Genomic DNA, 22,310 nt, shown 5'->3' on the forward strand with positions numbered 1-22,310 from the left:
CGGGATTTCGAAGTAGGTATGAGGATGTCTCGTTCGCCAATGTCTCCTATCCGACGGGAGCGTTGGTGATATGGCAGATGGTGTCCGCGCGGTGGTCGCAGACGACTCTCACTTCATGCGGAGTGTCATCTCTGATATCCTCAGTGATGGCGGTATTACTGTTGTTGCGCAGGCGCGTGACGGCGAGGAGGCAGTGTCAGCCGTTGTCGAACACCAACCCGATGTCGTGACGATGGACGTCGAGATGCCGGTAATGAACGGCATCGAAGCCACGGAGCGCATCATGTCTGAGTCTCCGACACCGGTGTTGATGCTGTCGGCACACACCGACGAAAACGCCGACGTGACGTTCGAAGCGCTCGATAAGGGTGCGGTCGACTTCTTCACCAAGCCGGGTGGTGAGGTGTCGATGGAGATGTCACGGCTAAAAGACCAGCTGGTCGAGATGGTCAGCTCCGTCGCGGCGGTCGACGTTGGCGCGACGCGCAGCCACGGCGGGACAAGTAGCGACAGTGGAGCGACAGCGACAACAGCCGGCGGTTCAGCTACTGACCGGACAGAAACCGGGGGTTCGTCAGGTCAGACAGCCTCCGTTGCGAACCCGACGCTCGTTATCGGCTCCTCGACCGGCGGCCCGAAGATGGTAGAGAAGGTAATGGAGAACCTCCCCATCGAGGCAGACCTCCGGGTGCTCATCATCCAGCATATGCCGGAGGGGTTCACCGGCCGGTTCGCCGAGCGGATCAACACGCGAAGCGAGTACGAGGTCCGGGAGGCCACCGATGGGGCGCGCATCGGCGGCGGTGAGGGCCTTGTCGCCGCCGGTGACCAACATATGGAGGTCAAGAACTACCGGAACGGGCGATTGCGGACAAAGCTCACACAGGACGACCCGGTCAACAGCGTCCGTCCGGCCGTCGACGTGACGATGCGAACGGCCGCAGAGACAATCGACGACCCGCTCGTCGGGCTCATCCTCACCGGAATGGGTGAGGACGGCGCGGACGGGATTCGGCGGATCAAGCAGGCCGGTGGCAAGACCATCGCACAGGACGAGGCCACGTCCGCGGTGTACGGCATGCCAAAACGCGCCGTCGAGACGGGCTGTGTGGACACTGTCTTGCCGATCGACGACATTGCGGACGGCATCATCGACACGATTACTACTGAGGTGACCTGACAATGGACGACCAGTATCTAGACGCATTCATCCGTGAAAGTGAAGAAGCGATTACCGAACTCAACAACTCACTGCTCGAACTCGAATCCGACCCCTCCAACACGGAGGCGATGGATTCGATCTTCCGGACAGCCCACACGCTGAAAGGCAACTTCGGAGCGATGGGCTTTGACAACGCGGCGAATCTCGCGCACGCGATGGAAGACCTGCTCGACGAGATGCGCCAGGGCGAGATGGAGGTCACACCGGACCTGATGGACCTCGTCTTCGCCGGCGTCGACCAGATAGAGGTCATCGTCGGTGAGATCGAAGAGCACGGCGAATCGGAGACGGAGACCGACGAGATGGTCGACGAGCTCCGCGCCGTCCTCGAAGAGGGGGCCGCCGCCGCGGGCGGCACGGAGGCGGGAGACGACGGCGACTCGTCGGACAGCGACGAGTCGCTCACCACGGATGCGAGCGTCAGCGATGTCGACATCGATGGCGATGCCGTCGACGAGCAGGTCCTGCAGGCCGAAATCAGCGTCGGGGAGTCGGACATGCTCGGCGTCGACTCGATGCTGGCCGTCGAATCCATCGAGGAGCGATTCGACGTTCTCGATTCGAGTCCGAGCCGCGCCGATATCGAGGACGGCGAGTTCGAGGACACGTTCGTTCTGTATCTCGACGGCCCCGATGCGGCAACCGTCGACGCCGAGCTCGGGACGACCGGCAAGGTCGACAACTTCGACGTGACCGACGTGACCGACGACCTGGTGAGCGACGGAGACACCGACGACGGCGATAGCGGTTCGGGCGGGGACGCAAGCGCGGACCCCGACCCCGGAGCGGAAGAGGAACACAGCGTCGACGAAATCAAGTCCGTGCGGGTCGACGTCGACCAGCTCGACGACCTCCACGGCCTCGTCGAGCAACTGGTCACGAGCCGGATCAAGCTCCGGCGAGGCGTTGAGCAGAACAACCTCGACTCGACCAGTGAGACACTAAACGAACTGGACAAGATCACGGCGAACCTCCAGAACACGGTGATGGACATGCGGCTCATCCCGTTGAAGAAAGTCGTCGGGAAGTTCCCGCGACTCGTCCGGGACCTCGCACGCGAACTCGACAAAGACATCGAGTTCGAGATCGAGGGGGAGGACATCGAACTCGATCGAACGATCCTCACCGAGATCTCGGACCCGCTGATGCACATCCTCCGAAACGCCGTCGACCACGGCATCGAACCGCCAGAGGAGCGCGAGCAGGCGGGCAAACCGCGGACCGGCCACATCACGCTCCGGGCATCCCGTGAACGCGACCACGTTATCATCGAAGTCGAAGACGACGGGGCCGGGCTCGACGTGGATGGCATCAGAGAGAAAGCCATCGAGAAAGGCGTCCGCTCGCCAGAGGAACTGGACGCGATGGACGACTCCGCGGTGTATGACCTCGTGTTCCACCCCGGCTTCTCAACGGCCGACGAAGTGACCGATACCAGCGGACGCGGCGTCGGCATGGACGTCGTCCACGACACGGTCTCCCAGCTCGACGGATCGGTCAGCGTCGACTCCGAACCGGGCGAGGGGACGACCGTCTCACTGCGCCTGCCGGTGACGATGGCTATCGTCAAGGTGCTGTTCGTCAAGGTCGGCGACGAAGAGTACGGTGTCCCCATCAAGAACGTCGACGAGATTACGGGGACGGAGGAGGCGAAACAGGTCAACGGACAGGAGGTCATCAAGCACAACGACGAGATTTACCCGGTCATCCACCTCGACGACACCTTCGACATCGAGGGCGAGACGGCCAACGGCGACGGGATGCTCGTCCGCATCCGCGAGTCCGAGCGACAGGTCGCACTCCACTGTGACTCGGTCAACAGCCAGGAAGAGGTCGTTGTCAAGCCCCTCGAAGGGATCCTCTCAGGAACGCCCGGGCTCTCTGGGACGGCCGTTCTCGGCGACGGGAACATCGTCCACATCCTCGACGTGGTGACGCTATGAACAAAGGTAGCGAACGGACCTTCAACGATCTCGTGGAGTTCATCGGCGAAGAGATGGACTTCGAGTCGGGCTTTTACAACGACTCGTATCTCGACCGCCGCATCACCGCGCGGATGCGTCGGACCGACACCGAGGACTACCAGTCCTACCAGCAACTGCTGGAACGCGACGACGGCGAGCGCGAGGAGCTACTGGATTCACTGTCGATCAACGTCACCGGCTTCTTCCGGAATCCGGAGGCGTGGGAGCGGCTGCGGCCGGTCCTCCGAGAAATCACGGACGACAACCGTCGCGTCAGGCTCTGGTCGGCCCCGAGTGCCGACGGCCGCGAGCCGTATTCGGCGGCGATGCTGGCACTCGACGACCCCGATATCGACGCCCGCCGGGTCGAGATCACAGCAACGGACATCAACGCCGACATCCTCGAAGAGGCCCGCGACGGGACCTACGCGACCTCCCAGACGACTGACATCGCCGATGAACTGGAGCCGCTGGACGATTACACGAAGTATATCGAACAGGACGGCACCACGTTTCAGGTTCGGGACCGCGTCAAGGAGATGGTCACGTTCGAGCAACACGACCTTATCCGGGGCGACCCAAAGCGCGATTTCGACCTGGTGTTCTGCCGGAACCTCCTCATCTACATCGACTCGGAGTTCAAGGTCCCCATCTTCGAGACGATCCGCGGGTCGCTTCGCGAGGGCGGCTACCTCATGATCGGCATGACCGAGACGCTGCCCGCGGAGTGTCGGGACTCCTTCGAAGCGGTCGATAAGCGACACCGCATCTACCGGCGTGTGTAGCGACCAATGAGTCTCTACGAACTGGAACGTGACGGCAAGGCACAGGAACTCATCCGCCTCCTCAGAGAGAGCGACAACGAGCGAGTCAAGACCCGTGCCGCGGAGCTACTGGGAAACTTCGACGACCACGACGACCGGCGCGACGTTGTCAACGCACTCGTGGACGCGGCCCAGAGCGACAGCGACGCGATCACCGGCGCGGCTATCGACTCGCTTGACGAACTCGGTGGCGACGCAATCACACAGCTCATCGGGAGTATGGCCGGCGTCGACCTCGAAGACGACGCCGCCGACTGGGTGAAGGCGAAAGCGTACATGCAGGTCCTCGACGCCGACGTACCGGAACTCCGGATGGCAGCAGCGAACGGTCTCGGAAACCTGGACCAGGCCGACGCGGTCCCGAAGCTCGCCGAGCGTTTCGAGGACCCCGACCCGCGAGTACGGGCGCGGGCGGCCCGGTCGGCCGGAAAGATCGGCGACTCGCGGGCAACGACACCGCTGGAATCGGTCCTGTCGGACCCGAAGGCCGGCGTCAGGCGCGAAGCTGCCGACGCACTGGGCAACATCGGGAACCGCCAGGCGCTTCAGGCGCTGTTGCCGCTGTACGAGGATGACGACGAGCGGGTCCGGCGTATCGCCGTCGGCGCGTTCGGGAACTTCGGCAACGACCGGCCGGTCGACTATCTCATCGAAGCACTCTCCGACGACTCGGCCGCAGTCCGTCGGACGGCCGTTTACTCGCTCATCGAGCTCCTGTCGAACGTCCCGACCGACCAGAGCCACGAGATACGGGACACCGTCGTCGAGAAGCTCTCGAACACGGACGACCGGAGCGTCGTCGTGCCGCTGGTCGAGATTCTCGAAGAGAGCACGCAGGCCGCCCAGCGTCGCAACACCGCCTGGATGCTTGGCCGAGTCACCAGTCAGGAGGAACGAGACCGCGTCATCGAATCGCTGGTCGATGCGCTCAGCGACGACGACCAGATGCTCCGGCAGTTCGCCGCCACGAGCCTCGCCGAACTCGGCGGCGACGACAACATGGTGGAGCGGCGGCTCCTCAAAATCGTGCAGGACGACGACGTCGACCCCGAGGTCCGCGGACAGGCCATCTTCACGCTCGGGAAGGTCGGGGGTGAGCGGTCCCGGAAGACGCTGGATAAACTCATCGACGAGACGGAACACGACGTAGTCCGGAAGAAGGCCTTCTCGGCTATCTCGAAGCTCGGTGGCCGCGGATGAATCAGCCGAGTGGATTAAGACGCGGCGGGGCGTACACGAGAGCGATAGCTGGCTAACCGATGAGTGACGGAGAACACGCACTGGTCGATACGAAGGGGAAGTTCGTCCAGGTCGTCTCGGACGGGCGCAAACGCAACGACATCGAGTGGCTACCCGGTCGAATTTTGCTCTCGAACAAGCGGCTCGTCCTTGCAACCAACGACGGCAAGCGGACCATCCCGCTATCGAAGGTCAGCAGCGTCACGGCCAGCCAGATGAACCAGCCACTCGCACAGGTCGACAGCTACATCAAGGTGCAGGCTGGCCGGAACGTGACACTCATCTCGGCAAAGAAGGCCGAGGAGTTCCAGGAGAAACTGTACAGTACGCTGCTCGACCAGACCGTTGTCCTCGTCAACCACCCCGCAGTCAAGGGTGGCGTTGTTCAGGACGGCGGCTGGGAGAAGGGGCGGCTCAAGCTCGACGGCGACTGCATCAATCTGGCCATCGCCAGCGGTACGTTCGTCGAACTGGACATCGACGACGTTGGGACCGTCGAAGCCAAGGAGAAGACGATTCGGGGCGACGAGCGACCGTTGCTGGAGGTCGAACACACCATCGAGGGCACCAGCGTCGAGACCCACATCTCGGGGACGCCGCGTCACGTCTCGCTCATCGAGGGGCTCGTCCGGCAGGGCGAGCAGCGCAATATCGCCGACGACGTGGACCTCTCCGACAAAGAGACGCAGGTGCTGATGGCGCTGTACTCCGGCATCTCACCGTTCAAGATCCCGGACTTCGTCGACATGGAGATCGAGGAAGTCGAAGCCGTGTACGACAGGCTGATCGAGGCCGATATCCTCGAACCGGTCCGGACACGCCGGGAGGTACAGCTGGAGGCCCGTGGCCGCTCGATTGCGAGCGATGCGATGGCTGACCAGTAAACGAGACCGTGTGGCCGGGACGGACGGTTCGACGCGTTTTTGAAGCGCGGTTGATTGAGAACAGGTATGGCAGAATTCACGGTCGCCGTCTCCGACCCGGAGGACGGCCACACCTACCAGATCGACGTTGACGGACAGGACGCAAATCGCTTCATCGGCCGCGAGCTCGGCGACGAGGTCGACGGCGGGGCCGTCGGGCTCGACGGGTACACGCTCGAACTGACCGGCGGCTCGGACACCTCCGGCCGACCGATGCGACCTGACGTTCGCGGCGTCATGACGAAAGAGATCATGTCCGATGGCGGCGTCGGCTTCGAGCCGACCACCGACGGCGAGCGCAAGCGGATCACCGTCCGCGGCCGCGAGGTCAGCGATGACACGCGCCAGATCAACGCGAAGATCACGGCCCGCGGCAGCGACGACGTGGCCGACCTTCTCGGCGACGACGAGTAAGTCACGTGCCGGACCGCGTTCCCAGTGACCACGAAACCGTCGAGACGCATCGCGTTCCCGTCGAGTCGGTCGGCCGAACCGACCGACCGCGGGTTGTACTCCCGGACGAACTCGATTTCGACGACGGCGACACCGTCCGTCTTGCACTGGACGGCGACCGGTACCACGCTGTCGTCGAGACGAACCTCGACGGCGAGCCGGTCATCTCACACGTCGCCGACAACCGCCGCCTGGCTCGCGAACGGGACGGGACGAACCGCCTCGCGGAGTGGGTTGCTAACAGCGGTATCTCGCTCGGCGGCTCGGCGCACCTCGACGTGGTCACCGACGGAACCGAGTACGGCCTCCGGACGCCCGGCAAGCGCGTCGTCTATACAGCGACCGGCGGACCGGACGCCTCGCTGTCAGATATCGCTCGAAATCTCGATAATTGACGTCAGTGGTCCCTGTTTTCCCGAGTGAACCCGATTTTTGCTGCTGATACTCGCGCGAAACGCTCAATATCAGTGCTGATGTACATCAGGTAACGGACGAATGTCGGAATCAGTGATCGCGGATTTCGTCGGCAAATTCAATTCCGAAGTGGCCGGTCGGGGCGACCCAATCAAGGGTCGGATCGTCCTCTCCCAGAAGCGGCTGGTGCTGGCCGCGAGCGAAGACGACAAGCTGACGATCCCACTGGATTCGATTTTCGATATCGCCATCGGGCAGGTCCCGCCCGACCTGGGCGATTTCTTCGACTCGACGGTGACCATTGCCTTCGAGCGAAAAGGGAAGCGACTCGTCGCAGCCATCGAAGCTGGCGACGAAAAAATCGAGAAGTTTGGGACGGTGCTGTTCAAGGCGATCATCAACGGCACCGAAACGACGGTCAAAGAGCGCGCCCGCGTCGGTGGTCGCGTCACCGACGAGGCGTTCAAGACGGCGAAGCTGTTTCTCACGCCCGGTAACGTCGAGTTCCGGCGCAGCGACGGGTCGTTCGCTGTCGACCTCAAGACGGTGTCGGACTTCGACCGGAACACGCGGGAAATTAACGGCAAGAGCCGGCCGGTACTGACGGTCCGGCATATGAAAGACGGCACGGCCATGACGACGCTGGCTGCGATGGCGTCGAACCGAAAGATGTCCATCCTCGGGCGCTATCTCCGCCGCGAGTACGCCGAGCTCATGGAGGAGCTCAAAGACGTCGAGCTCACGAAGGACAAGAAGGAGGTGCTGGTCGCCATGTACTCGACCGGCGAGATGGACGGGATGCCGTTGGCGAGTATTCTCGGCAAAGATTCCTCACAGGTGTCGATGATTCTTCAGGACCTCTCCGCCGATGGACTCGTACAGGACGGCTCTGACGGCCCGACGCTTACGCCAACTGGCAAGATCGTCGCCAGCCGCCACCTCGAAGACGTGAACGCCTGACTGCTTGTCTCCGAGCCGCGTTATCCAAAGCGATAATCACTACCGTAGAGTCAAATACGACGGTAGTCAATGTCGGGTACGCTATGACTGAGTGGGTGGTGCCGGCCACGTTCGCGCTCTTCGTGTCTATTCTCGCCGTCGCGTCGGGACCACTCGTTGGCGCGGTGGACGTCACACAGGAGGGACCGCCGGTGGGTGACGGAAGCACCGCCGTGACCGTCGGTTCTGTGCCGACCGAACAGGTTACCCTCGAACGGGGACGGTTCGGGTCCGGCCGGTACCATCTGGACGCACCGCCAGCAGTGCTGACCGTAGACCGTGTCGCTGGGAACCCAGCCGTCAGGTACACCATCGACATTCCGTCGCTGTGGATCACCGCGACGAGCCGGTACGAGCTGGCCGGGACCGAAGGGACGCGGATGGGACTCCGGCCGAAGCCCATCGGCATCAGTCCACAACGGATCAACCGGGGTAGCTACGACGCGGTTCTGACAATATGGATCCGGGAAGGCGACAGGGAGCGCCAGATCACAGTGAAGCAAATAACAATCGAGGTCCAGCAATGAGCGTCCGCGAGCGGTTCACGCCTGACACCGGCGTCGATACCGACACCTTCGGGGTCGCAGTGCTCCGTGTGGCATTCGGGAACTACATCGGGGCAACACTCTGTCTCGCTGCGCTCGCGTGGTTCGGACTCTACTGGCGGCTCGGGTTCTTCTCGAACGACCAGTTCACGTTCGCGAATACGCTCGTCGGCGTCGCCGACGGCCACCTGTTCATCGATCGGGCAGTGTACGGCCCCGCGTCCGGGGCCTCACCGGGAACGTACCTCGTCGACGGCCGCGTGTACGGCCGGAACTACGGCATTGTGGTCGTCTCCGCCGCCTGGCTGCTTGCACTCGAAGCCGTCTCGTTGGTGGCGGATGTCCAAGTCGTAGTGGTTGGTCTCTGGTCGTTCGTCGTCATTGGAGCGGCGGCCGGTGCCGGCGTCTGGCTTGACCGACGACGGCTATGTATCCTAATCGGGACCGCCGTCGGAGCCGTCGCCTTCGTCGGTAACCTACTCGTTGCGACGCCGCTGTCGCCGTACTGGTACCCGCTACTGGCGCTGCAGTGTACGACGGCGCTGGCAGCGGCGTTCACTACCGTCGTCCTCTATCGGCTGGTCAGTCGTCTGTACACCGACCGGCTGGGCGTGGTTGCCGGGCTGACGGCCGCGTTCGCGACGCCGATAGGGTTCTGGGCGAGCCTGCCGAAGCGCCACAGCGTCACCGCGCTGTTTGTGGTCTGTGTGCTCTACACTCTCTACCGAAGCCGGGAGGCTGCGTCCGCGACCGTCGCCAGACGCTTCAGGGCGCTCACCTACGCTTGGGTTGGCCCCGTGACGTGGGTTCACGCACCCGAGGGGTTCTTCTTGCTGGTGGCCATCGCGGCCGTCGACCTGCCGACCGCCCGGTCCAACGACCCCCGGGAGCTGCTGGTGGTCGGACTCACCTTGTCTGTCTCGCTGGTCCCGTTTTTCCTGACGAACCTGGCCATCTCCGGCGAGCCGCTGCAACCACCCCGGCTACTGCCAGAATACAGCGGTGACGTGCTCAGCGGCGACGGCGGAGCGGGCGTGACGGCCGGGAGCGACGCCAACAGCGGGCAGTCCGGTTCCGGCAGCAGCGTGCTGTCGCGAATTCTCGGCCAGTTCGGCGCGTCCTACGCCGTCCTACTTGCCCCCGAACGGATGGGTCGAATATTCATTCGACACGGGTACACCGACAGTCTGTTGCCGCCACAGGACGCCGCGGTAAATCTCAGTGTCCTCGAATCGATGCCGCTGCTCGGTGCCGTCGTGGTCTATCCCCTGCTCGCCGCCCGTCGACTCGCTCGCGGGGCCAGTCTCCGGCGGCCACGTCTCGCCGGACAGACGGCCCCTGTTACTGTCGTCGATGCGTTCACCGTGGTGTACGTCCTGTTGTTACTCGGGCTGGCGCTCACGACACTCCCGCTACACCATATGTTCACGATGCGGTATCTCCACCCGCTCTACGCAGTCGGCGTCTACTGGATGATACGGATACCGGTAGTTCGGCGCGCCCTCGAAACCGCCGGGCGGTCGGCCGTGGTCGGCTTCGGTACTGCGGTCCTGGCCGGCGTCCCGCTCTATCTCAGCGCGATTGCGGTCGGTGATCTAGTCCTCGGCGAGGCCGTCCAGCTGTACGCGCTCACCGCGCTGACGGTCGCTGCCGTCGTCGGGTTCTGGGTACTCCTCGACACAGCCGTCGGCGGGTTCGAGTCAACCGGAGCTGCCGTTCTCGGTGCCGCGGCTGGGCTGACAGCGGTCTATCTCCTCATCTCCGGTGTCACGCTGTTCCCCGATACTGGTGACTTTCTCCTCCCGCTCTCGCGGGCCGTGAGCGAACGGTTTCACTTTATGCGGCTGTACGGAAGCACGCCGTCGTACTGGTAGAAGCAGCAGTCGGGACCGGATGGGTCACTGCTCGTCTGCCGCCACAATCGTGCTGACTCGGGCGTTTTCCTTGAGCTTCAGCCCTGCGCCGCCGACCGACAGCGGCACGCGCGAAAGCGTGTCAACGTGCAGCGTCGGATGGGTCGCCCCGCGTTCGAGCAGTTCCGTCCGCGGCTGGAGCGTTACCGTCGCCTCGCCGGTCAGCGATTCGTTGTACTCAACGAGGTACTGGCCACCCCGTAGCGTCCACCACTCGTAGTCGTCAGCCGGGTCTCGTTTCTCGCTCGAATGGGGTGTGACGCCAGCCGAGTCGAGTTCGCCGCCGCCGAAGTCGATGCGCCCCGGCTCGACGACTTCGTACACCTCGGCGACGGTGAGGTCCAACCCCGGGCTGTCGGTCTGGGTCGGTTCGTGGACGATGTCCGTGACGTACTCCGTGAAGTCGGTCATGTGTGACTGTATGCCGTGAGTGTGCCTAAAAGTGAGGCTACGACGGGGCGGTGGCCTGCGGGAGGAACGCGGCACTTTTGCCCGGCGAGTGACTCCCTGTCTGCATGACCAAACACACGGAGTTTCTGGCCGGCGAGCGGTCCGAAGACGTGCTGTTCTTTCTCCACGAGGACGCCGTCTCGAACCCGGGCGCGCTGGCCGAGTACGCCGACGAAGTCGAGGACGGACACGTCCTCGTGTTGCCGGGCGACGACGGCCGGAGCGCGTTCCAGTCGGCGACCGGCATCGACCCGATGGGGCTGGCCCAAGAGGCGATGGGAACCGAGGGCGACATCGGCGACGACCTGACCGGCGCGGTCTGTCCGGTCGCCGAGGAGGAACCGGAGAGCGACCACACGACCCGCTTTATCTTTGCCTTCGCCGAGGAACAGAACGAGGACGTGGGCGGCCTCTACGCCGAGGGCGACGTGATTCACGCCTACGCGGTGTGTGCCTGCGGGGAACGGTACAGCGACAAGTGGGTCGTCGGGGAGTAGCCGGCAGTTACAGCAGGAACGGTTCGGCCAGCCGGACGAGCAGTGCCTTGGGCAGGCCGGTCACGGGGCCGCCGTCGTGTGAGTACGGCACCCCGACCTCGTCGCGGGTGACGCCGTGGCGGAGGTGCTGGATACCGTCGAGGAGGAACCAGCCGCCGAGCAGCGCCCCGGGGACGACGACCCACGTTGGGCCGGCGGCCGCGGCCGTGTACGCCACGAAACCGAAGACGAGCAGTCCGAACACCACGTGGTCGGCGTAGTCGCCGACAACGACCTGCGCGGAGTCGGCGGCGAGCCAGACACAGAAGGCCATCGCGGCCACGGCCGTTGCGTACCGTATCGAGCCATCGAGGACCAGCAGCGTCGCGCCGACGGCGACGGCGCTTCCGAGTCGCCGTCGCAGGGCCGTCTCGCGTACGATTCGCGTGTGGAGGGACTCGGGCATCACCCGGCAGTGACGGCGGAGAGATAAATCAACGTTGCGTCGGGCAAGACTCACCGGCACTTCGCTCGCGGGTCCGCCTGTCGGGTTCTACCGACTCAGCGCTCGGTGTCGACGCCTTCCGCTTCTTCCTCCGGTAGCCGTCGGAACGCGTCTACGATGGCCTGCTTCGCCACCGCGCCCTGTGTCGTCCGAGTCCACCTTTTTCCCGCTCGGGTGGCCTCCGGCCACCACTCGCGGCAAAAACGTGGGCGAAAAAGGCCGCGCTCTCTCGATGTTCGAGCGCGGTTCAGCGGTCGGTGTCTACGCCTTCTTCCCCTTCCTCGGGAAGCCGTCGGAACGCGTCCACGATGGCCTGCTTCGCCACCGCGCCCTGTGTCGTCCAGTGGTGAGCGTAGTCCATCATGTCGTCGTAGATGTCGGGCTTACAGCCCGCGGCCTTCGGGTGGCCGCCGCCGTTGACCTGCTGGGCGACCTCGTGGGCGCGCTCGAAGTTCTCCGTGCCGCGGATGGAGGCGGAGCCGGCGGGCTTGACGATGACGGCGGCGTCGGCCCCCTGCTCGCGCAGGGCCTCGGCGACCTCGTTCTGTGAACAGCGGCCGTAGGTGACGCCGACCGTCCACTCGCCGACCTCGCGGAGTTCCGCCCGCTCGACGGCCTTCTCGATGAGCGCCTCCTTCTCGACGCGCTTCTCGTCGAGGAAGTCGTGGTACTCCGGAGAGAGGTCGGGGCCGTGGTCGCGGACTGCCTCGATGTACTCCTCGGGTTCGCTCCAGTACGAGAGGTCCGCGAGGTCGTCGCTTCGGGGGTCGTCCCGTATCCAGAGGTCGTGGTCGCGGGTGACGGCGGCGAGGTCGGCCCACTGGTCGTCGAAGTCGTAGTCGAGCTCCGACAGCGCCACGTCGGCAGTACACACCTCGTCGGAGTCGCCGACGGTGCGTTCGACACCAGCCGCATCCACGTCGTCTGCGAGGTCATCGGGCCACTGGTGGTGGTCGAACCAGACGACCCGCTGGGCGGTGTCGACCAGCGAGCCGAGCGGGGCGATGTCGGACTCGCGGTCGGGACAGAGGTCACAGACGAAGACGGTCGCGCCGGGGTCGGCGTACTCGGCGGTCCATTCGAGCGCCTCCGTGAGTTCGTGCGGGCCGGCGGGCAGCAGTGCGCCCTCACCGTGTGCCTCACGAATCAGTGCAGTACAGGCCAGCCCGTCGGCGTCCGGGTCGGCGATAACGATGACGCCAGCGTCGTCCAGCGTCTCGGCGGCTTCGGCCTCGGCCTGCTCTTCCTCGTAGGAATCCGGAATAAAGAACCCCTCACCGGGGAGTACGGATTTGCGGCCGATAGAGAGGCGGTCGTCGTCGATGAGCCAATCGTCCATGCCCCAGCAAGCGGACGTGGCGTCAAGAAGCCGTCGGGTTCGACCGTGACAGGACGCTGCCACGGCGGTGTGTCGGCGCGTCGGTCACGCCGTCTCGACACCGTGGAATTCGAACCGTGCGCCGCCGGACTCGCTGTCGGTCACGGTGACCGTCCACCCGTGGGCGTCGGCGATCTGCTCGACGATTCGAAGCCCGAACCCGGTTCCGTTCACGGCAGTCGAGTGGCCTGCCTCGAAAACCTCGTCGCGCTCCTCTGGCGGTATTCCGGGGCCGGTGTCCTCGACGTAGAACCCGCCCGCAAGCGCACCGACGGTCACCGTCAGGTCGTTTGCGTTCCCGTCTGTGTCGTCCGACGACATCGCCGACTGGGGGCGTGCGTGTTCGACGGCGTTCCGAACGAGGTTTTCGAGGAGCTGTTCGAGCCGGCCCCGGTCGGCCACGACCGTCTGTTCGGTCCGGACCGAAAGCGTCGCGTCGCCGGTCGGGACGTTCCGCCAGCACCCCTCGGCGAGTGCCCCGAGGTCGAGCGCCTCCGTCTCGGTGACCTCGTCGCCGCTGCTGGCGAGCGTCAGCAGGTCGTCGATGAGCCGGTGGCTCCGCTCGATTGCCGCGGCGACGTCGTCGAGGTGGTCGCTGTCAGACTCGGTCCGGGCCAGTTCGAGCCGCCCCTGGGCGACGTTCAGCGGGTTCCGGAGGTCGTGGCTGACAACGCCAGCGAACTCCCGGAGGCGTTCGTTCTGGCGTTCGAGCGCCTGCTGGCGCTCTCGCCGCTCGGTAATATCTTCCGAGACCGCCAGCCCGGAGATGACCTCGCCGTCGTCGTCCCGGACGGGCAGCGTCTGCACCTGATACTGCCTGTCCTGGTACTGCTGTTCGAACCGGTGGGAGCGGCCGTCCAGCGCCTCGCGGTAGTAGTGTTCGAGTTCGTCGGCAATCGCCTCGGGGAACAGGTCGTGTGCCGTCGCTCCCTCGAAGTCGGCAGATGTGAGGCCGACAGACGAAAGTTCACCGCCGCCGGCAACGGTGTACCGGCAGTCGCGGTCAAAGAGGAACACACCCATCTCGGGGAGGTTCTCGATAAGCGTCTCGTACTGCGCTTTGAGTCGCTGGAGGCGGCGCTCGCGTTTCGTCCGCTCGGTTACGTCCCGCACGAGTCCCTGTACGAACCGAACGGATCCGTCGTGCGTGACCGGGCTGGCGCTGACCTCAACATCAATCAAGTCTCCGTCGGCGTCGATAAGACGCAGTTCGAATTCGCGGACGGTTTCGCCGGCCGCGACCCGAGAGAACCCGTCGAACGCCGTTTCCATGCTCTCGTCCGGAACGTATGTCTGGAATGGAGTGTCGACGAGGTCCTCGGGGGCGTAGCCGAGCAGCGATTCGATGACCGGGGAGACGTAGGTGAATACGCCGTCGGTGTCCAGACGGAATATCGTGTCGGGGCTGACCTCCGCTATCTCGCGGAACCGGCGCTCGCTCTCGCGTCGGCGCTGCTCGGACCGCTGGCGCTGGATAGCGGTCCCCAGCAGGTTGGCGACGTTCTGGACGAACGTCACGTCGTCGTCGGTGAACGTGATCTGGTCGGTCGAGTGAGTGCCGAAGACGCCCCACGGGTCGTCGGTCTCGCCAATGACGACGCTGATACCGCTCACGACGCCGTGGTCCAGTAACAGCGGCGGGCCGCGGAAGCGATCTTCTGTGCGCAGGTCCTCGACGACGACCGGGCCGCCGACCTGAAGCGTATGCCCGGCCTGGGACTCCTCGTCGGCCCCGACGGCCGCGTTCCCGACCAGTCCGTCCTGCCAACCGACGCCGGCCTGCAACAGGAAGTCGTCGCTGTCGGAGCGGTATTCGAGCACCTTGGAGTACTCCGTGCCGAGGGCGCCCGACACGAGTGCCACTGTCTCCTCGAACAGCGTCTGTAGCCCACAGCCGGAGAGGGCAGACTCTCCCAACGCCGCCAGGACCGACTGCTGTTCGATACGTGACTCCAGCCCCGCCTCCGCGCGGTGTTGCGCGACGAGGTTCTGGATTCGGTTCGCGAGCAAGGTGTACCGCTCGGTGCCGCGTCCCTTCTGGAGGTAATCGCTGACACCCTTGGAGACAGCCTCGCTGGCGACCTCCTCGCTTCCCTTCCCGGTGAATAGAACGAACGGCAGGTCCGGATACTCCGCCCGGACGGCCTCCAGAAACTCGATACCGTTCGTCTCAGGCATATCGTAGTCCGAAACCACACAGTCGAACGACGCCTCGGCGAGACGCGCGAGCCCCTCGCTCACGTTCGCCGCCGTCTCGACACTGAAGCCGTCGCCCACGCGTTCCAGAAACGTGGCGGCTACCTCAGCGAACTCCGGGTCGTCGTCGACGTGGAGTACGCGGACTTGCCGATGCATCTCAGCATTTATACGCGGCAGATAACAATAACCTTACTGTCAAATATTCTGTCGATCGGACGGTGTGGCCTATGCCGTGGCGCTTCGAGCAGCGCGTCAGACCTCGGTTCGCTCGGGATTCGGCTCGCCTTCGAGCTGACGGACCGTCAGCACCGGCATCGGGGCCTCCCGCACGAGTTCTTCGGCGACGCTCCCCAGCAGGTACCCGTGTTCACCGTGGCGGCCGCGGGTCCCGCTGACGATGACATCTGCGTCGTGTTCCACCGCGTACTTGGAGATTTCGTCGGCCGGGTCGCCCTCACGGACGGCAGTGACGAGCTCCTCGTCTGCCTCGGCGTCAGCGGCCTCCAGAATAAACGAGAGGGCGCGGCCGCCAGTGGTCGCCAGCGCGCGCTCCAGCGCCTCGCGAACCTCTTCGGGAGTCGTCTCAACCTCGCCGGTGTCGACGACGTACAGCCCGTGGACAGTTGCGTCGAAGCGCGCCGCCAGGTCCAGCGCCGCTTCGACGGCCCGCTCTGCGCTGCCGGAGCCGTCCGTGGCGATGACCACCGTATCGAACATACACCACGCATCGAAGCCGCGACTAAATACACTGTTGGTCACGGCGAGGGACGCTCCGGATGCCACTGCGGGGGTGGCGCGAACCCCGGTGGATTTTTGCCGGCCGGGGTCACAGTGGCGAGTGATGGACATCGACCTCGTACTCGCGCCGGTCGACGGCAGCGACCAGTCGGAACGAGCGGCCGAGTACGCGATCGCCGTCGCGGAGCGGTATGACGCCGATCTCCACCTGCTGTTCGTCATCGACGAACGGCTCCACCGGGATATCGACAGCGGCAACGTGAGCGCGACCGCGATCGCCGAGGAGCATCGAGCGTTCACTGAGAGCATCCGAGAGCGGTTCCGCGACGCCCACGACGGTGCGTTCGAAACGTCGTCCGCGACCGCGTTCTCGGAGACGCGACTGATGCAAACACCGGGCAGTGTCGTCCTCGACGTGGCAGAGGACGTCAACGCGGATTTCATCGTCGTCCCGCGCGAGGAGGGAAGCGAAGAGGCCGTCGGGCGCGCGGCGACCTACGTCATCGAGTACGCCAGCCAGCCGGTCCTTACAGTTTAAAGCCGGATCGCCATCTCTATCTCGAAGCTCTCGGCGCTACTGATCTCGAACCCGACCTTCTCGTACAGCGATATCGCCGGGTCGTTCCACCGCTCGACGGTGAGCCAGACGTGGTCGATACCTTCGGCCTGGCCGTACCCCAGCAGCGTCTCGACCAGTGCCGTTCCGATACCAGCGCCCTGGTAGCTCTGTAACACGAAGATAGCGAGTTCGTGCTCGTCCTCGTTGTCCGGGACCAGCGTCGCGTGGCCGGCAACAGTGTCATCGTGTTTGGCGACGACGTTGACACAGTCGCCGTCGAGAATCGTTTCGAGCCACTCGCGGATAGCTTCCTCTTTGACCGGCGGGATACCCTGCGCCCGGTCGGCGGGGTCGAAGTCGAGATACATCTCGACGAGACTCTGCGTGTCGGCGTCGTCGGCAGGGATGACGTCGATGGAACGGTCCTCACGGTCGGTGAGCGTCCGCGGTGGCTGTGGGAACGCTTCGGCGGATTCGTCTGGGTACGTGCGAGTCATCGGATGAGAGTCACCGGCGTCTGTGCGTTCAGGAGGACGAACTCGACGATGGGGCCGAGCTGTATCTTCCCGAGCGGCGAGCGACCGCCGCCACCGAGGACGATTCTATCGAACCCCTCGCTCTCGGCGATGTTCACCAGCTCACTTCCAGGAGAAGTGCCTTCGACGCGTCGAAGCGCCGGTTCGAGCCCGCTTTCGTCGATGTGCTCCTGTATCCGCTGCTGGACCGCCTCGATATCGGCGTCGTTGTCTTCGTTTTCGAAGACAGCGACAGTCAGCTCGTCACCTGTTTCGGCGACGCGTTCGAGTGTTTCGGTCAGTGCCTGGTAGGACAGGTCGCTGCCCCCGACACCGAGCAGTATTTTCATACTCGGGCCATGTATGGGAGCGGTAAAAAAGCCACCCGGCTGAACTGTTGGAAGAAGACAACGACAGCGGGACGGCGGCGATACGGCGATACCCTTTTTCGCCGCGGGCACGCATGCTCGGCTATGACTGAGGGCGCACCGCCGGACGAGACGGATGTCGAGGCGGCAGACGATGGCTCGGCCGGCCACCAGCCGGGCGAGGCGGCGGCCGCGGACGACGGGGCCGACGATGGCGACACCACGGGAAGCAGCCCCACCGAGTCGGCCACTGAAGAGTCAGACCCGTCCGATCAAGGCAGCGAGACGCCGGTGTCGGAAGCCGGTGACATCCCGTCGGACGTACAGAAGTACGACCGATTCAAGAAAATTGAGGGCGGGACCTACGACCGCGCAAACGACTTTCTCCGGGACCGGACGTACATCACCGCCCGTGAGTGGGCTATCGCCCGTCTCTGTGCCGATTTCCGGACCGAAACGGGCGTCGAGATGACGAAGATCGGAGAGAACCTCCCCGAACTCGTCCCGTTCATGACGGACACGTACACCCCACAGGCTGTCAATCAGGCCCGCGCGGCCTTCGAGGACAAGGTCCGGAAGGCCGGGGCGACGTTCCTCTACGGTGCGATGTGTGACTTCTTCACCGCTGAGGACCTCGACGACGTGATGTACGAGGCGACCGAGGTCGCGAAGTTCCTCCTCGAAGTTGAGGGCGTCGACCTCGCCGTCGAGGACGAGATGGAGGCTGAAGACCGGATTTCCTCGGTGATGCGGGAAGTCCGCGAGCAGTCGGCGGCGCTGCGACACGACGAGGTGTGTTGTCCGGAGTGTGGCAATGAGTTCCAGGTCGACGAGTAGGCAGGGCTGAGATGGACGACATCGACCCCGATGCACAGCCGTCGATGTCGGCCCACGAAGCGACACAGAAAGTGCTACGGACGGACCTGGCCATCGGCATCGGCGGCGCGGTGCTCGGCTATGCGGAGGCAGGGACAGCGCTGGTCGATGTACTGGCAGTGGTTGTCGGGTTCGGACTCCTGACGGGAATCGCGATGGCGGTCGTTGAACACGACGCGGTCCCGGGTGTCTACCCGGAGGTCGCTGCACTGGCGTCGTTCATCGTGCTTGCCGGGGCTGTCGCCGGCCTCGTAACGCTTTCCGGGTCGCCGATAACGCTCGTACTCTCGGCCGTCCTCTCGGGCTTCGGTGTCGGTGTCATCGGCAACCGACTGCTCTATGGCATCGTCTTCGACGTGCCGGCGTACCGGCTGACCCGAGTCCGAGAGAGGTCGCCGTCGCGCAGTCGGTGACCGCTCTCGGACGGGGTTCAGCCTGGGAAAAACGGCTCGGGGTCCTCGTGGCTGACGGTGACCACCTCGTCGTCGGTAAGCGGGCGGATATGTGAGTACAGTCCGTGGTCGTCGGCGACCTGCGAGAGGTCCGCGCGGTCGGTCTGGTCGTAGTACAGCGGCACGAGCACGGCGAGGTCGTCGCCACATTCCAGCGCGACGAGCAGGAACACCATCCCGTCGCCGGTCGCCCGGAACACCTCGGAGCGGTCGACGGTTCGGTCTTCGAGCGCGTCGGCGACCCGCCGGAATTCGTCGCCGGAAACCACGACATCGAAGCCGAGTCGCCGGGTCTCTGGCTCGTACTCGCCGGTTTGTTCGGCCATTGTCCGCGGCTCACCGGTCAGCACGGTCACGTCGCCAGGGTGGAGTTCGATAGCCTCGCGGCCGTCGTCGCGGTACTGTGTTGCCGTCGCCGCCATGTCGTCGATGACCTGCTCCCAGTGACCGACGACACGGCCGAAGGGGTTAGATTCGGGGTCGGCAGGGTCGTTCATACGTCGAGTGTGGCGGCGGCCGGGATAAATTGTTGGTGGGATAGTGGCACAACAGTTTTACTGGTATTTTGAGAAGTGGGGGACAGATGCGCGACCTCTTAACGTTATCTGACCTCCGAACCCAGTTCGAGACGGACCGCGGCACCGTCAAAGCCGTCGACGGCATCGACCTCACCGTCAGGGAGGGGGAAACCGTCGGTCTGGTCGGCGAGTCCGGATCGGGGAAATCCGTCACAGCGCTATCAGCGATGGATATCGTCGATGACCCCGGTCACATCGCCGGTGGGGAGATCCGGTTCGGCGCAGTTGAGACCGTCACGCGGCTGTCCCGGCAGTATCCCAAAGCCGTACGGACAGAGGACAGCGACAGCGGTTTCATCACTATCGACGCGGCGACGGTCGACCGGAGTCGTCTCCCCGAATCGGTTGAGACGACAGCCGACGACAGGACACTCGCCACACAGTTCATCCGGGAAGCCCCGAAAAAAGCTCTCTCGGAGAGCGGCGACGCGCCCGTCACGATTACCGACGGCTACGTCGATCTGACGGCAGCCCCGGAGCGGGTGATGCGGGACATCCGTGGCGGCGATATGGGAATGATATTCCAGGACCCGATGACATCGCTGAACCCCGCGATAACAGTCGGCGAACAGGTCGCGGAGAGCCTTCGCCTCCACCGTTACGGGAACAAGCGAAACGACTCGTGGTTCAACGCCGTCCGTGAAATCACGCCCTCGATCAGCCGGAGCGGCGAAATGGACGAGGAGATCCGTTCGGATGTCATCTCACTGCTGGAAGAGGTCGGTATCCCGGAACCGGCCGACCGCGTCGACGAGTACCCCCACGAGTTCTCCGGCGGGATGCGCCAGCGCGTGCTCATCGCTATCGCGCTGGCGTGCCGACCGAAGCTGCTAGTCGCCGATGAGCCGACGACGGCGCTCGACGTGACGATTCAGGCCCAGATTCTGGACCTCATCGACGACCTGCAGGCGGACCTCGGGATGTCGGTGTTGTTCATCACACACGACCTCGGCGTCGTCGCGGAGACCTGCGACCGTGTCGCTGTGATGTACGCCGGCGAGATCGTCGAAGAGGGACCGGTCGAGGAGATCTTCCAGAACCCGTCACACCCGTACACGTACACGTTACTCGAATCGATACCCGGCGAGGGGACAGACCGGCTGACTCCGATTGAGGGGAACGTCCCCAGCCTCATCGACATGCCCGAAGGGTGCCACTTCGCCGACCGGTGTCCGTGGGCTCAGCCGGAGTGTCGTGAGGGCGAAATTCCATATCTCCAGCACGGGCCGGACGACGTCACCCACCGCTCGAAATGTATCCTCGAATCGTTCGATACGGACGAATACGGCACCGGCGACGCCGGTGTTGCCGCGACGGAGACGACGCGAACGGACAGACAGCTCATGGAGGTCGACGGGCTGAAAAAACACTTCTCGCGGGCCGACGACCTGCTGGACAAGTACATCGGCAACGAACCGGAGTCAGTCAAAGCCGTTGACGGCGTTTCGATGGACATCTACGAGGGCGAGACGCTGGGACTCGTCGGCGAGTCCGGCTGTGGGAAATCGACGACCGGCCGGACCATCCTCCGGCTTCTCGAGCCGACAGACGGAACGGTTGTTTTCGCCGGACAAGACCTTTCGGAGCTCGACAAGGGCGGTCTGCGGGAAGTCCGTCGGGACCTGCAGATGATCTTCCAAGACCCGATGTCGAGCCTCGACCCGCGGATGACCGTCGGCCAGACGATTATGGAGCCGCTGAAAATCCACGACCTCCCGGCGGACACCGGGGACGGCTCCCGCCGCGAGCAGCGTGTCGAACGGGTGGCCGACCTCATGGAGGCAGTGGGGCTCGACCCAGACCAGTACGACCGCTATCCACACGAACTGTCGGGCGGGCAGCGCCAGCGAGTCGGCATCGCTCGCGCGCTCGCCGTCGACCCCGATTTCATCGTCTGTGACGAACCCGTTTCGGCGCTGGATGTGAGCGTGCAGGCCCAGATAATCAATCTCCTTGAAGACCTCCAGCATGAGTTCGGCCTGACGTACCTGTTCATCGCCCACGACCTCAGTGTGGTGCGCCACATCTGTGACCGCGTCGCCGTGATGTATCTCGGTGAGGTCGTCGAAATCGCCAACACGCCGGACCTGTTCGCGGACCCGAAACACCCCTACACGCGGGCGCTCATGTCGGCGATCCCGGAGCCGGACCCGACCGTCGAGGCCGACCGAATACTGCTGAAAGGCGATGTCCCGTCGCCCATTGACCCGCCGTCGGGCTGTCACTTCCGAACTCGCTGTCCCGAGGTCATCCCGCCAGATATCGATATCGAACAGGAGACCTACCGCGAGGTAATGGACTACCGGCAGCGGGTTGAGGACGAGGCCATCGCCATCGATGCGGTTCGGGAGCAGGCCGGCAAAGCCGACAGCGCCACAGCGGCGACGGACGGTGGCGCGGACCTCGCTGAAGCGCCAAACGGTACAGAACAGGTGCCGGTGGCAGCGTTCAAACAGACAATGGTCGACCGGTTCTTCGAAACGAGCCTGACCGGAGAGAATCGTCGCGTCGTCGAAACGTCGATCGAGCATCTCGCGGACGGAGACTGGGACGCCGCCGCGTCGGTGCTACGCGATAGATTCGAGAGCGTCTGTGAGACGAAACATCCCGAACTCCAGCCGGACGCCCACCCAGCAGCCTGTCACCTTTACGAACAGGAAGACGGCGACAGCACCTGAGTAATATTACTTAGCTGCACATAACTCTCAGGAGATATATAA

The 22,310-nt window shown here is 64.3% G+C and carries 23 protein-coding genes; 15 read left to right on the forward strand and 8 right to left on the reverse strand.

What is annotated here, in order from left to right; genetic code table 11:
- Window positions 1-70 precede the first annotated feature (70 nt).
- The 10 genes from cheB to DVK01_RS04145 all read left to right on the forward strand — a co-directional run bounded on the left by cheB (window position 71) and on the right by DVK01_RS04145 (window position 10,457).
- Window positions 71-1,180, forward strand: coding sequence for a chemotaxis-specific protein-glutamate methyltransferase CheB (gene cheB / locus DVK01_RS04100; RefSeq protein WP_101351022.1), 1,110 nt, complete (start codon window positions 71-73; stop codon window positions 1,178-1,180).
- A 2-nt stretch (window positions 1,181-1,182) separates the two neighbouring features.
- Window positions 1,183-3,165, forward strand: coding sequence for a chemotaxis protein CheA (cheA, locus tag DVK01_RS04105; RefSeq protein WP_101351023.1), 1,983 nt, complete (start codon window positions 1,183-1,185; stop codon window positions 3,163-3,165).
- Window positions 3,162-3,971, forward strand: a complete 810-nt coding sequence (locus tag DVK01_RS04110; protein ID WP_121535526.1) for a protein-glutamate O-methyltransferase CheR — start codon at window positions 3,162-3,164, stop codon at window positions 3,969-3,971. The genes cheA and DVK01_RS04110 overlap by 4 nt, the downstream gene beginning before the upstream one ends.
- A gap of 6 nt (window positions 3,972-3,977) precedes the next feature.
- Window positions 3,978-5,210, forward strand: a complete 1,233-nt coding sequence (locus DVK01_RS04115) for a HEAT repeat domain-containing protein (protein WP_121535529.1) — start codon at window positions 3,978-3,980, stop codon at window positions 5,208-5,210.
- A gap of 59 nt (window positions 5,211-5,269) precedes the next feature.
- Window positions 5,270-6,133: a CheF family chemotaxis protein gene (locus DVK01_RS04120; RefSeq protein ID WP_101351026.1), complete on the forward strand. Its 864-nt coding sequence runs from the start codon at window positions 5,270-5,272 to the stop codon at window positions 6,131-6,133.
- Between the two features lie 66 nt (window positions 6,134-6,199).
- Complete coding sequence (locus DVK01_RS04125) at window positions 6,200-6,586, forward strand: 30S ribosomal protein S6e (protein WP_053967184.1); 387 nt, start codon at window positions 6,200-6,202, stop codon at window positions 6,584-6,586.
- Window positions 6,587-6,591: 5 nt separating this feature from the next.
- On the forward strand, window positions 6,592-7,020 hold the full coding sequence (locus tag DVK01_RS04130; RefSeq protein ID WP_101351027.1) for a hypothetical protein: 429 nt from the start codon (window positions 6,592-6,594) through the stop codon (window positions 7,018-7,020).
- Window positions 7,021-7,120: 100 nt separating this feature from the next.
- Window positions 7,121-7,999 carry a CheF family chemotaxis protein gene (locus DVK01_RS04135; RefSeq protein WP_101351028.1) on the forward strand — a complete coding sequence of 293 codons (879 nt, stop codon included), beginning with the start codon at window positions 7,121-7,123 and terminating at the stop codon, window positions 7,997-7,999.
- 83 nt (window positions 8,000-8,082) lie between these two features.
- Complete coding sequence (locus tag DVK01_RS04140; protein ID WP_101351029.1) at window positions 8,083-8,565, forward strand: hypothetical protein; 483 nt, start codon at window positions 8,083-8,085, stop codon at window positions 8,563-8,565.
- Window positions 8,562-10,457, forward strand: a complete 1,896-nt coding sequence (locus tag DVK01_RS04145; RefSeq protein WP_121535532.1) for a hypothetical protein — start codon at window positions 8,562-8,564, stop codon at window positions 10,455-10,457. The genes DVK01_RS04140 and DVK01_RS04145 overlap by 4 nt, the downstream gene beginning before the upstream one ends.
- Window positions 10,458-10,481: 24 nt before the next feature.
- Here DVK01_RS04145 and DVK01_RS04150 read toward each other — a convergent pair whose 3' ends face one another.
- Window positions 10,482-10,907, reverse strand: a complete 426-nt coding sequence (locus tag DVK01_RS04150) for a dCTP deaminase (protein WP_121535535.1) — start codon at window positions 10,905-10,907, stop codon at window positions 10,482-10,484.
- A gap of 104 nt (window positions 10,908-11,011) precedes the next feature.
- Between DVK01_RS04150 and DVK01_RS04155 the strand changes: the two genes are divergently transcribed.
- Window positions 11,012-11,443 carry a DUF5807 family protein gene (locus DVK01_RS04155; RefSeq protein ID WP_121535538.1) on the forward strand — a complete coding sequence of 144 codons (432 nt, stop codon included), beginning with the start codon at window positions 11,012-11,014 and terminating at the stop codon, window positions 11,441-11,443.
- A gap of 7 nt (window positions 11,444-11,450) precedes the next feature.
- Here the strand turns inward: DVK01_RS04155 and DVK01_RS04160 are convergent, their stop codons facing one another.
- The 4 genes from DVK01_RS04160 to DVK01_RS04180 form a co-directional block, all read right to left on the reverse strand.
- Window positions 11,451-11,888, reverse strand: coding sequence for a hypothetical protein (locus DVK01_RS04160; RefSeq protein WP_101351033.1), 438 nt, complete (start codon window positions 11,886-11,888; stop codon window positions 11,451-11,453).
- Window positions 11,889-12,174: 286 nt separating this feature from the next.
- Complete coding sequence (locus tag DVK01_RS04165) at window positions 12,175-13,266, reverse strand: DHH family phosphoesterase (RefSeq protein ID WP_101351034.1); 1,092 nt, start codon at window positions 13,264-13,266, stop codon at window positions 12,175-12,177.
- 84 nt (window positions 13,267-13,350) lie between these two features.
- On the reverse strand, window positions 13,351-15,660 hold the full coding sequence (locus DVK01_RS22085) for a PAS domain S-box protein (RefSeq protein WP_199722309.1): 2,310 nt from the start codon (window positions 15,658-15,660) through the stop codon (window positions 13,351-13,353).
- A gap of 96 nt (window positions 15,661-15,756) precedes the next feature.
- Window positions 15,757-16,221, reverse strand: coding sequence for a universal stress protein (locus DVK01_RS04180; protein WP_101351036.1), 465 nt, complete (start codon window positions 16,219-16,221; stop codon window positions 15,757-15,759).
- 124 nt (window positions 16,222-16,345) lie between these two features.
- Here DVK01_RS04180 and DVK01_RS04185 point away from each other — a divergent pair, with 124 nt between their 5' ends.
- Window positions 16,346-16,780, forward strand: coding sequence for a universal stress protein (locus tag DVK01_RS04185; RefSeq protein WP_101351037.1), 435 nt, complete (start codon window positions 16,346-16,348; stop codon window positions 16,778-16,780).
- Here DVK01_RS04185 and DVK01_RS04190 read toward each other — a convergent pair.
- Window positions 16,777-17,298: a GNAT family N-acetyltransferase gene (locus DVK01_RS04190; RefSeq protein WP_101351038.1), complete on the reverse strand. Its 522-nt coding sequence runs from the start codon at window positions 17,296-17,298 to the stop codon at window positions 16,777-16,779. The two genes, DVK01_RS04185 and DVK01_RS04190, sit on opposite strands and share 4 nt — an antisense overlap.
- On the reverse strand, window positions 17,295-17,666 hold the full coding sequence (locus tag DVK01_RS04195; RefSeq protein ID WP_101351039.1) for a universal stress protein: 372 nt from the start codon (window positions 17,664-17,666) through the stop codon (window positions 17,295-17,297). Before DVK01_RS04195 ends, DVK01_RS04190 begins: the two co-directional genes overlap by 4 nt.
- A 123-nt stretch (window positions 17,667-17,789) precedes the next feature.
- On the opposite strand from DVK01_RS04195, the gene DVK01_RS04200 reads away from it, so the two are divergent.
- Complete coding sequence (locus DVK01_RS04200; RefSeq protein WP_101351040.1) at window positions 17,790-18,521, forward strand: DUF5806 family protein; 732 nt, start codon at window positions 17,790-17,792, stop codon at window positions 18,519-18,521.
- Window positions 18,522-18,532: 11 nt separating this feature from the next.
- The gene (locus DVK01_RS04205; protein ID WP_101351041.1) at window positions 18,533-18,973 is read left to right on the forward strand and encodes a hypothetical protein; all 441 of its coding nucleotides are present in this window, start codon (window positions 18,533-18,535) and stop codon (window positions 18,971-18,973) included.
- Window positions 18,974-18,990: 17 nt separating this feature from the next.
- Here DVK01_RS04205 and DVK01_RS04210 read toward each other — a convergent pair whose 3' ends face one another.
- Complete coding sequence (locus DVK01_RS04210; protein WP_101351042.1) at window positions 18,991-19,509, reverse strand: hypothetical protein; 519 nt, start codon at window positions 19,507-19,509, stop codon at window positions 18,991-18,993.
- A gap of 86 nt (window positions 19,510-19,595) precedes the next feature.
- Here DVK01_RS04210 and DVK01_RS04215 point away from each other — a divergent pair, with 86 nt between their 5' ends.
- The gene (locus tag DVK01_RS04215; protein ID WP_121535541.1) at window positions 19,596-22,268 is read left to right on the forward strand and encodes an ABC transporter ATP-binding protein; all 2,673 of its coding nucleotides are present in this window, start codon (window positions 19,596-19,598) and stop codon (window positions 22,266-22,268) included.
- The last annotated feature ends 42 nt before the right edge of the window (window positions 22,269-22,310 follow it).

The sequence above is a fragment of the Haloarcula sp. Atlit-120R genome, assembly GCF_003665885.1.
GTDB classification, from domain to species: Archaea; Halobacteriota; Halobacteria; order Halobacteriales; family Haloarculaceae; genus Haloarcula; species Haloarcula taiwanensis.

Coding starts and splice junctions, on each gene's coding strand:
- cheB (WP_101351022.1), top strand. CDS start 71: ATGGCAGATGGTGTCCGCGCGGTGGTCGCAGACGACTCTCACTTCATG.
- DVK01_RS04190 (WP_101351038.1), bottom strand. CDS start 17,298: ATGACTCGCACGTACCCAGACGAATCCGCCGAAGCGTTCCCACAGCCA.
- cheA (WP_101351023.1), top strand. CDS start 1,183: ATGGACGACCAGTATCTAGACGCATTCATCCGTGAAAGTGAAGAAGCG.
- DVK01_RS04210 (WP_101351042.1), bottom strand. CDS start 19,509: ATGAACGACCCTGCCGACCCCGAATCTAACCCCTTCGGCCGTGTCGTC.
- DVK01_RS04200 (WP_101351040.1), top strand. CDS start 17,790: ATGACTGAGGGCGCACCGCCGGACGAGACGGATGTCGAGGCGGCAGAC.
- DVK01_RS04215 (WP_121535541.1), top strand. CDS start 19,596: ATGCGCGACCTCTTAACGTTATCTGACCTCCGAACCCAGTTCGAGACG.
- DVK01_RS22085 (WP_199722309.1), bottom strand. CDS start 15,660: ATGCATCGGCAAGTCCGCGTACTCCACGTCGACGACGACCCGGAGTTC.
- DVK01_RS04140 (WP_101351029.1), top strand. CDS start 8,083: ATGACTGAGTGGGTGGTGCCGGCCACGTTCGCGCTCTTCGTGTCTATT.
- DVK01_RS04115 (WP_121535529.1), top strand. CDS start 3,978: ATGAGTCTCTACGAACTGGAACGTGACGGCAAGGCACAGGAACTCATC.
- DVK01_RS04120 (WP_101351026.1), top strand. CDS start 5,270: ATGAGTGACGGAGAACACGCACTGGTCGATACGAAGGGGAAGTTCGTC.
- DVK01_RS04110 (WP_121535526.1), top strand. CDS start 3,162: ATGAACAAAGGTAGCGAACGGACCTTCAACGATCTCGTGGAGTTCATC.
- DVK01_RS04185 (WP_101351037.1), top strand. CDS start 16,346: ATGGACATCGACCTCGTACTCGCGCCGGTCGACGGCAGCGACCAGTCG.
- DVK01_RS04205 (WP_101351041.1), top strand. CDS start 18,533: ATGGACGACATCGACCCCGATGCACAGCCGTCGATGTCGGCCCACGAA.
- DVK01_RS04160 (WP_101351033.1), bottom strand. CDS start 11,888: ATGCCCGAGTCCCTCCACACGCGAATCGTACGCGAGACGGCCCTGCGA.
- DVK01_RS04155 (WP_121535538.1), top strand. CDS start 11,012: ATGACCAAACACACGGAGTTTCTGGCCGGCGAGCGGTCCGAAGACGTG.
- DVK01_RS04135 (WP_101351028.1), top strand. CDS start 7,121: ATGTCGGAATCAGTGATCGCGGATTTCGTCGGCAAATTCAATTCCGAA.
- DVK01_RS04125 (WP_053967184.1), top strand. CDS start 6,200: ATGGCAGAATTCACGGTCGCCGTCTCCGACCCGGAGGACGGCCACACC.
- DVK01_RS04145 (WP_121535532.1), top strand. CDS start 8,562: ATGAGCGTCCGCGAGCGGTTCACGCCTGACACCGGCGTCGATACCGAC.
- DVK01_RS04150 (WP_121535535.1), bottom strand. CDS start 10,907: ATGACCGACTTCACGGAGTACGTCACGGACATCGTCCACGAACCGACC.
- DVK01_RS04180 (WP_101351036.1), bottom strand. CDS start 16,221: ATGTTCGATACGGTGGTCATCGCCACGGACGGCTCCGGCAGCGCAGAG.
- DVK01_RS04195 (WP_101351039.1), bottom strand. CDS start 17,666: ATGAAAATACTGCTCGGTGTCGGGGGCAGCGACCTGTCCTACCAGGCA.
- DVK01_RS04165 (WP_101351034.1), bottom strand. CDS start 13,266: ATGGACGATTGGCTCATCGACGACGACCGCCTCTCTATCGGCCGCAAA.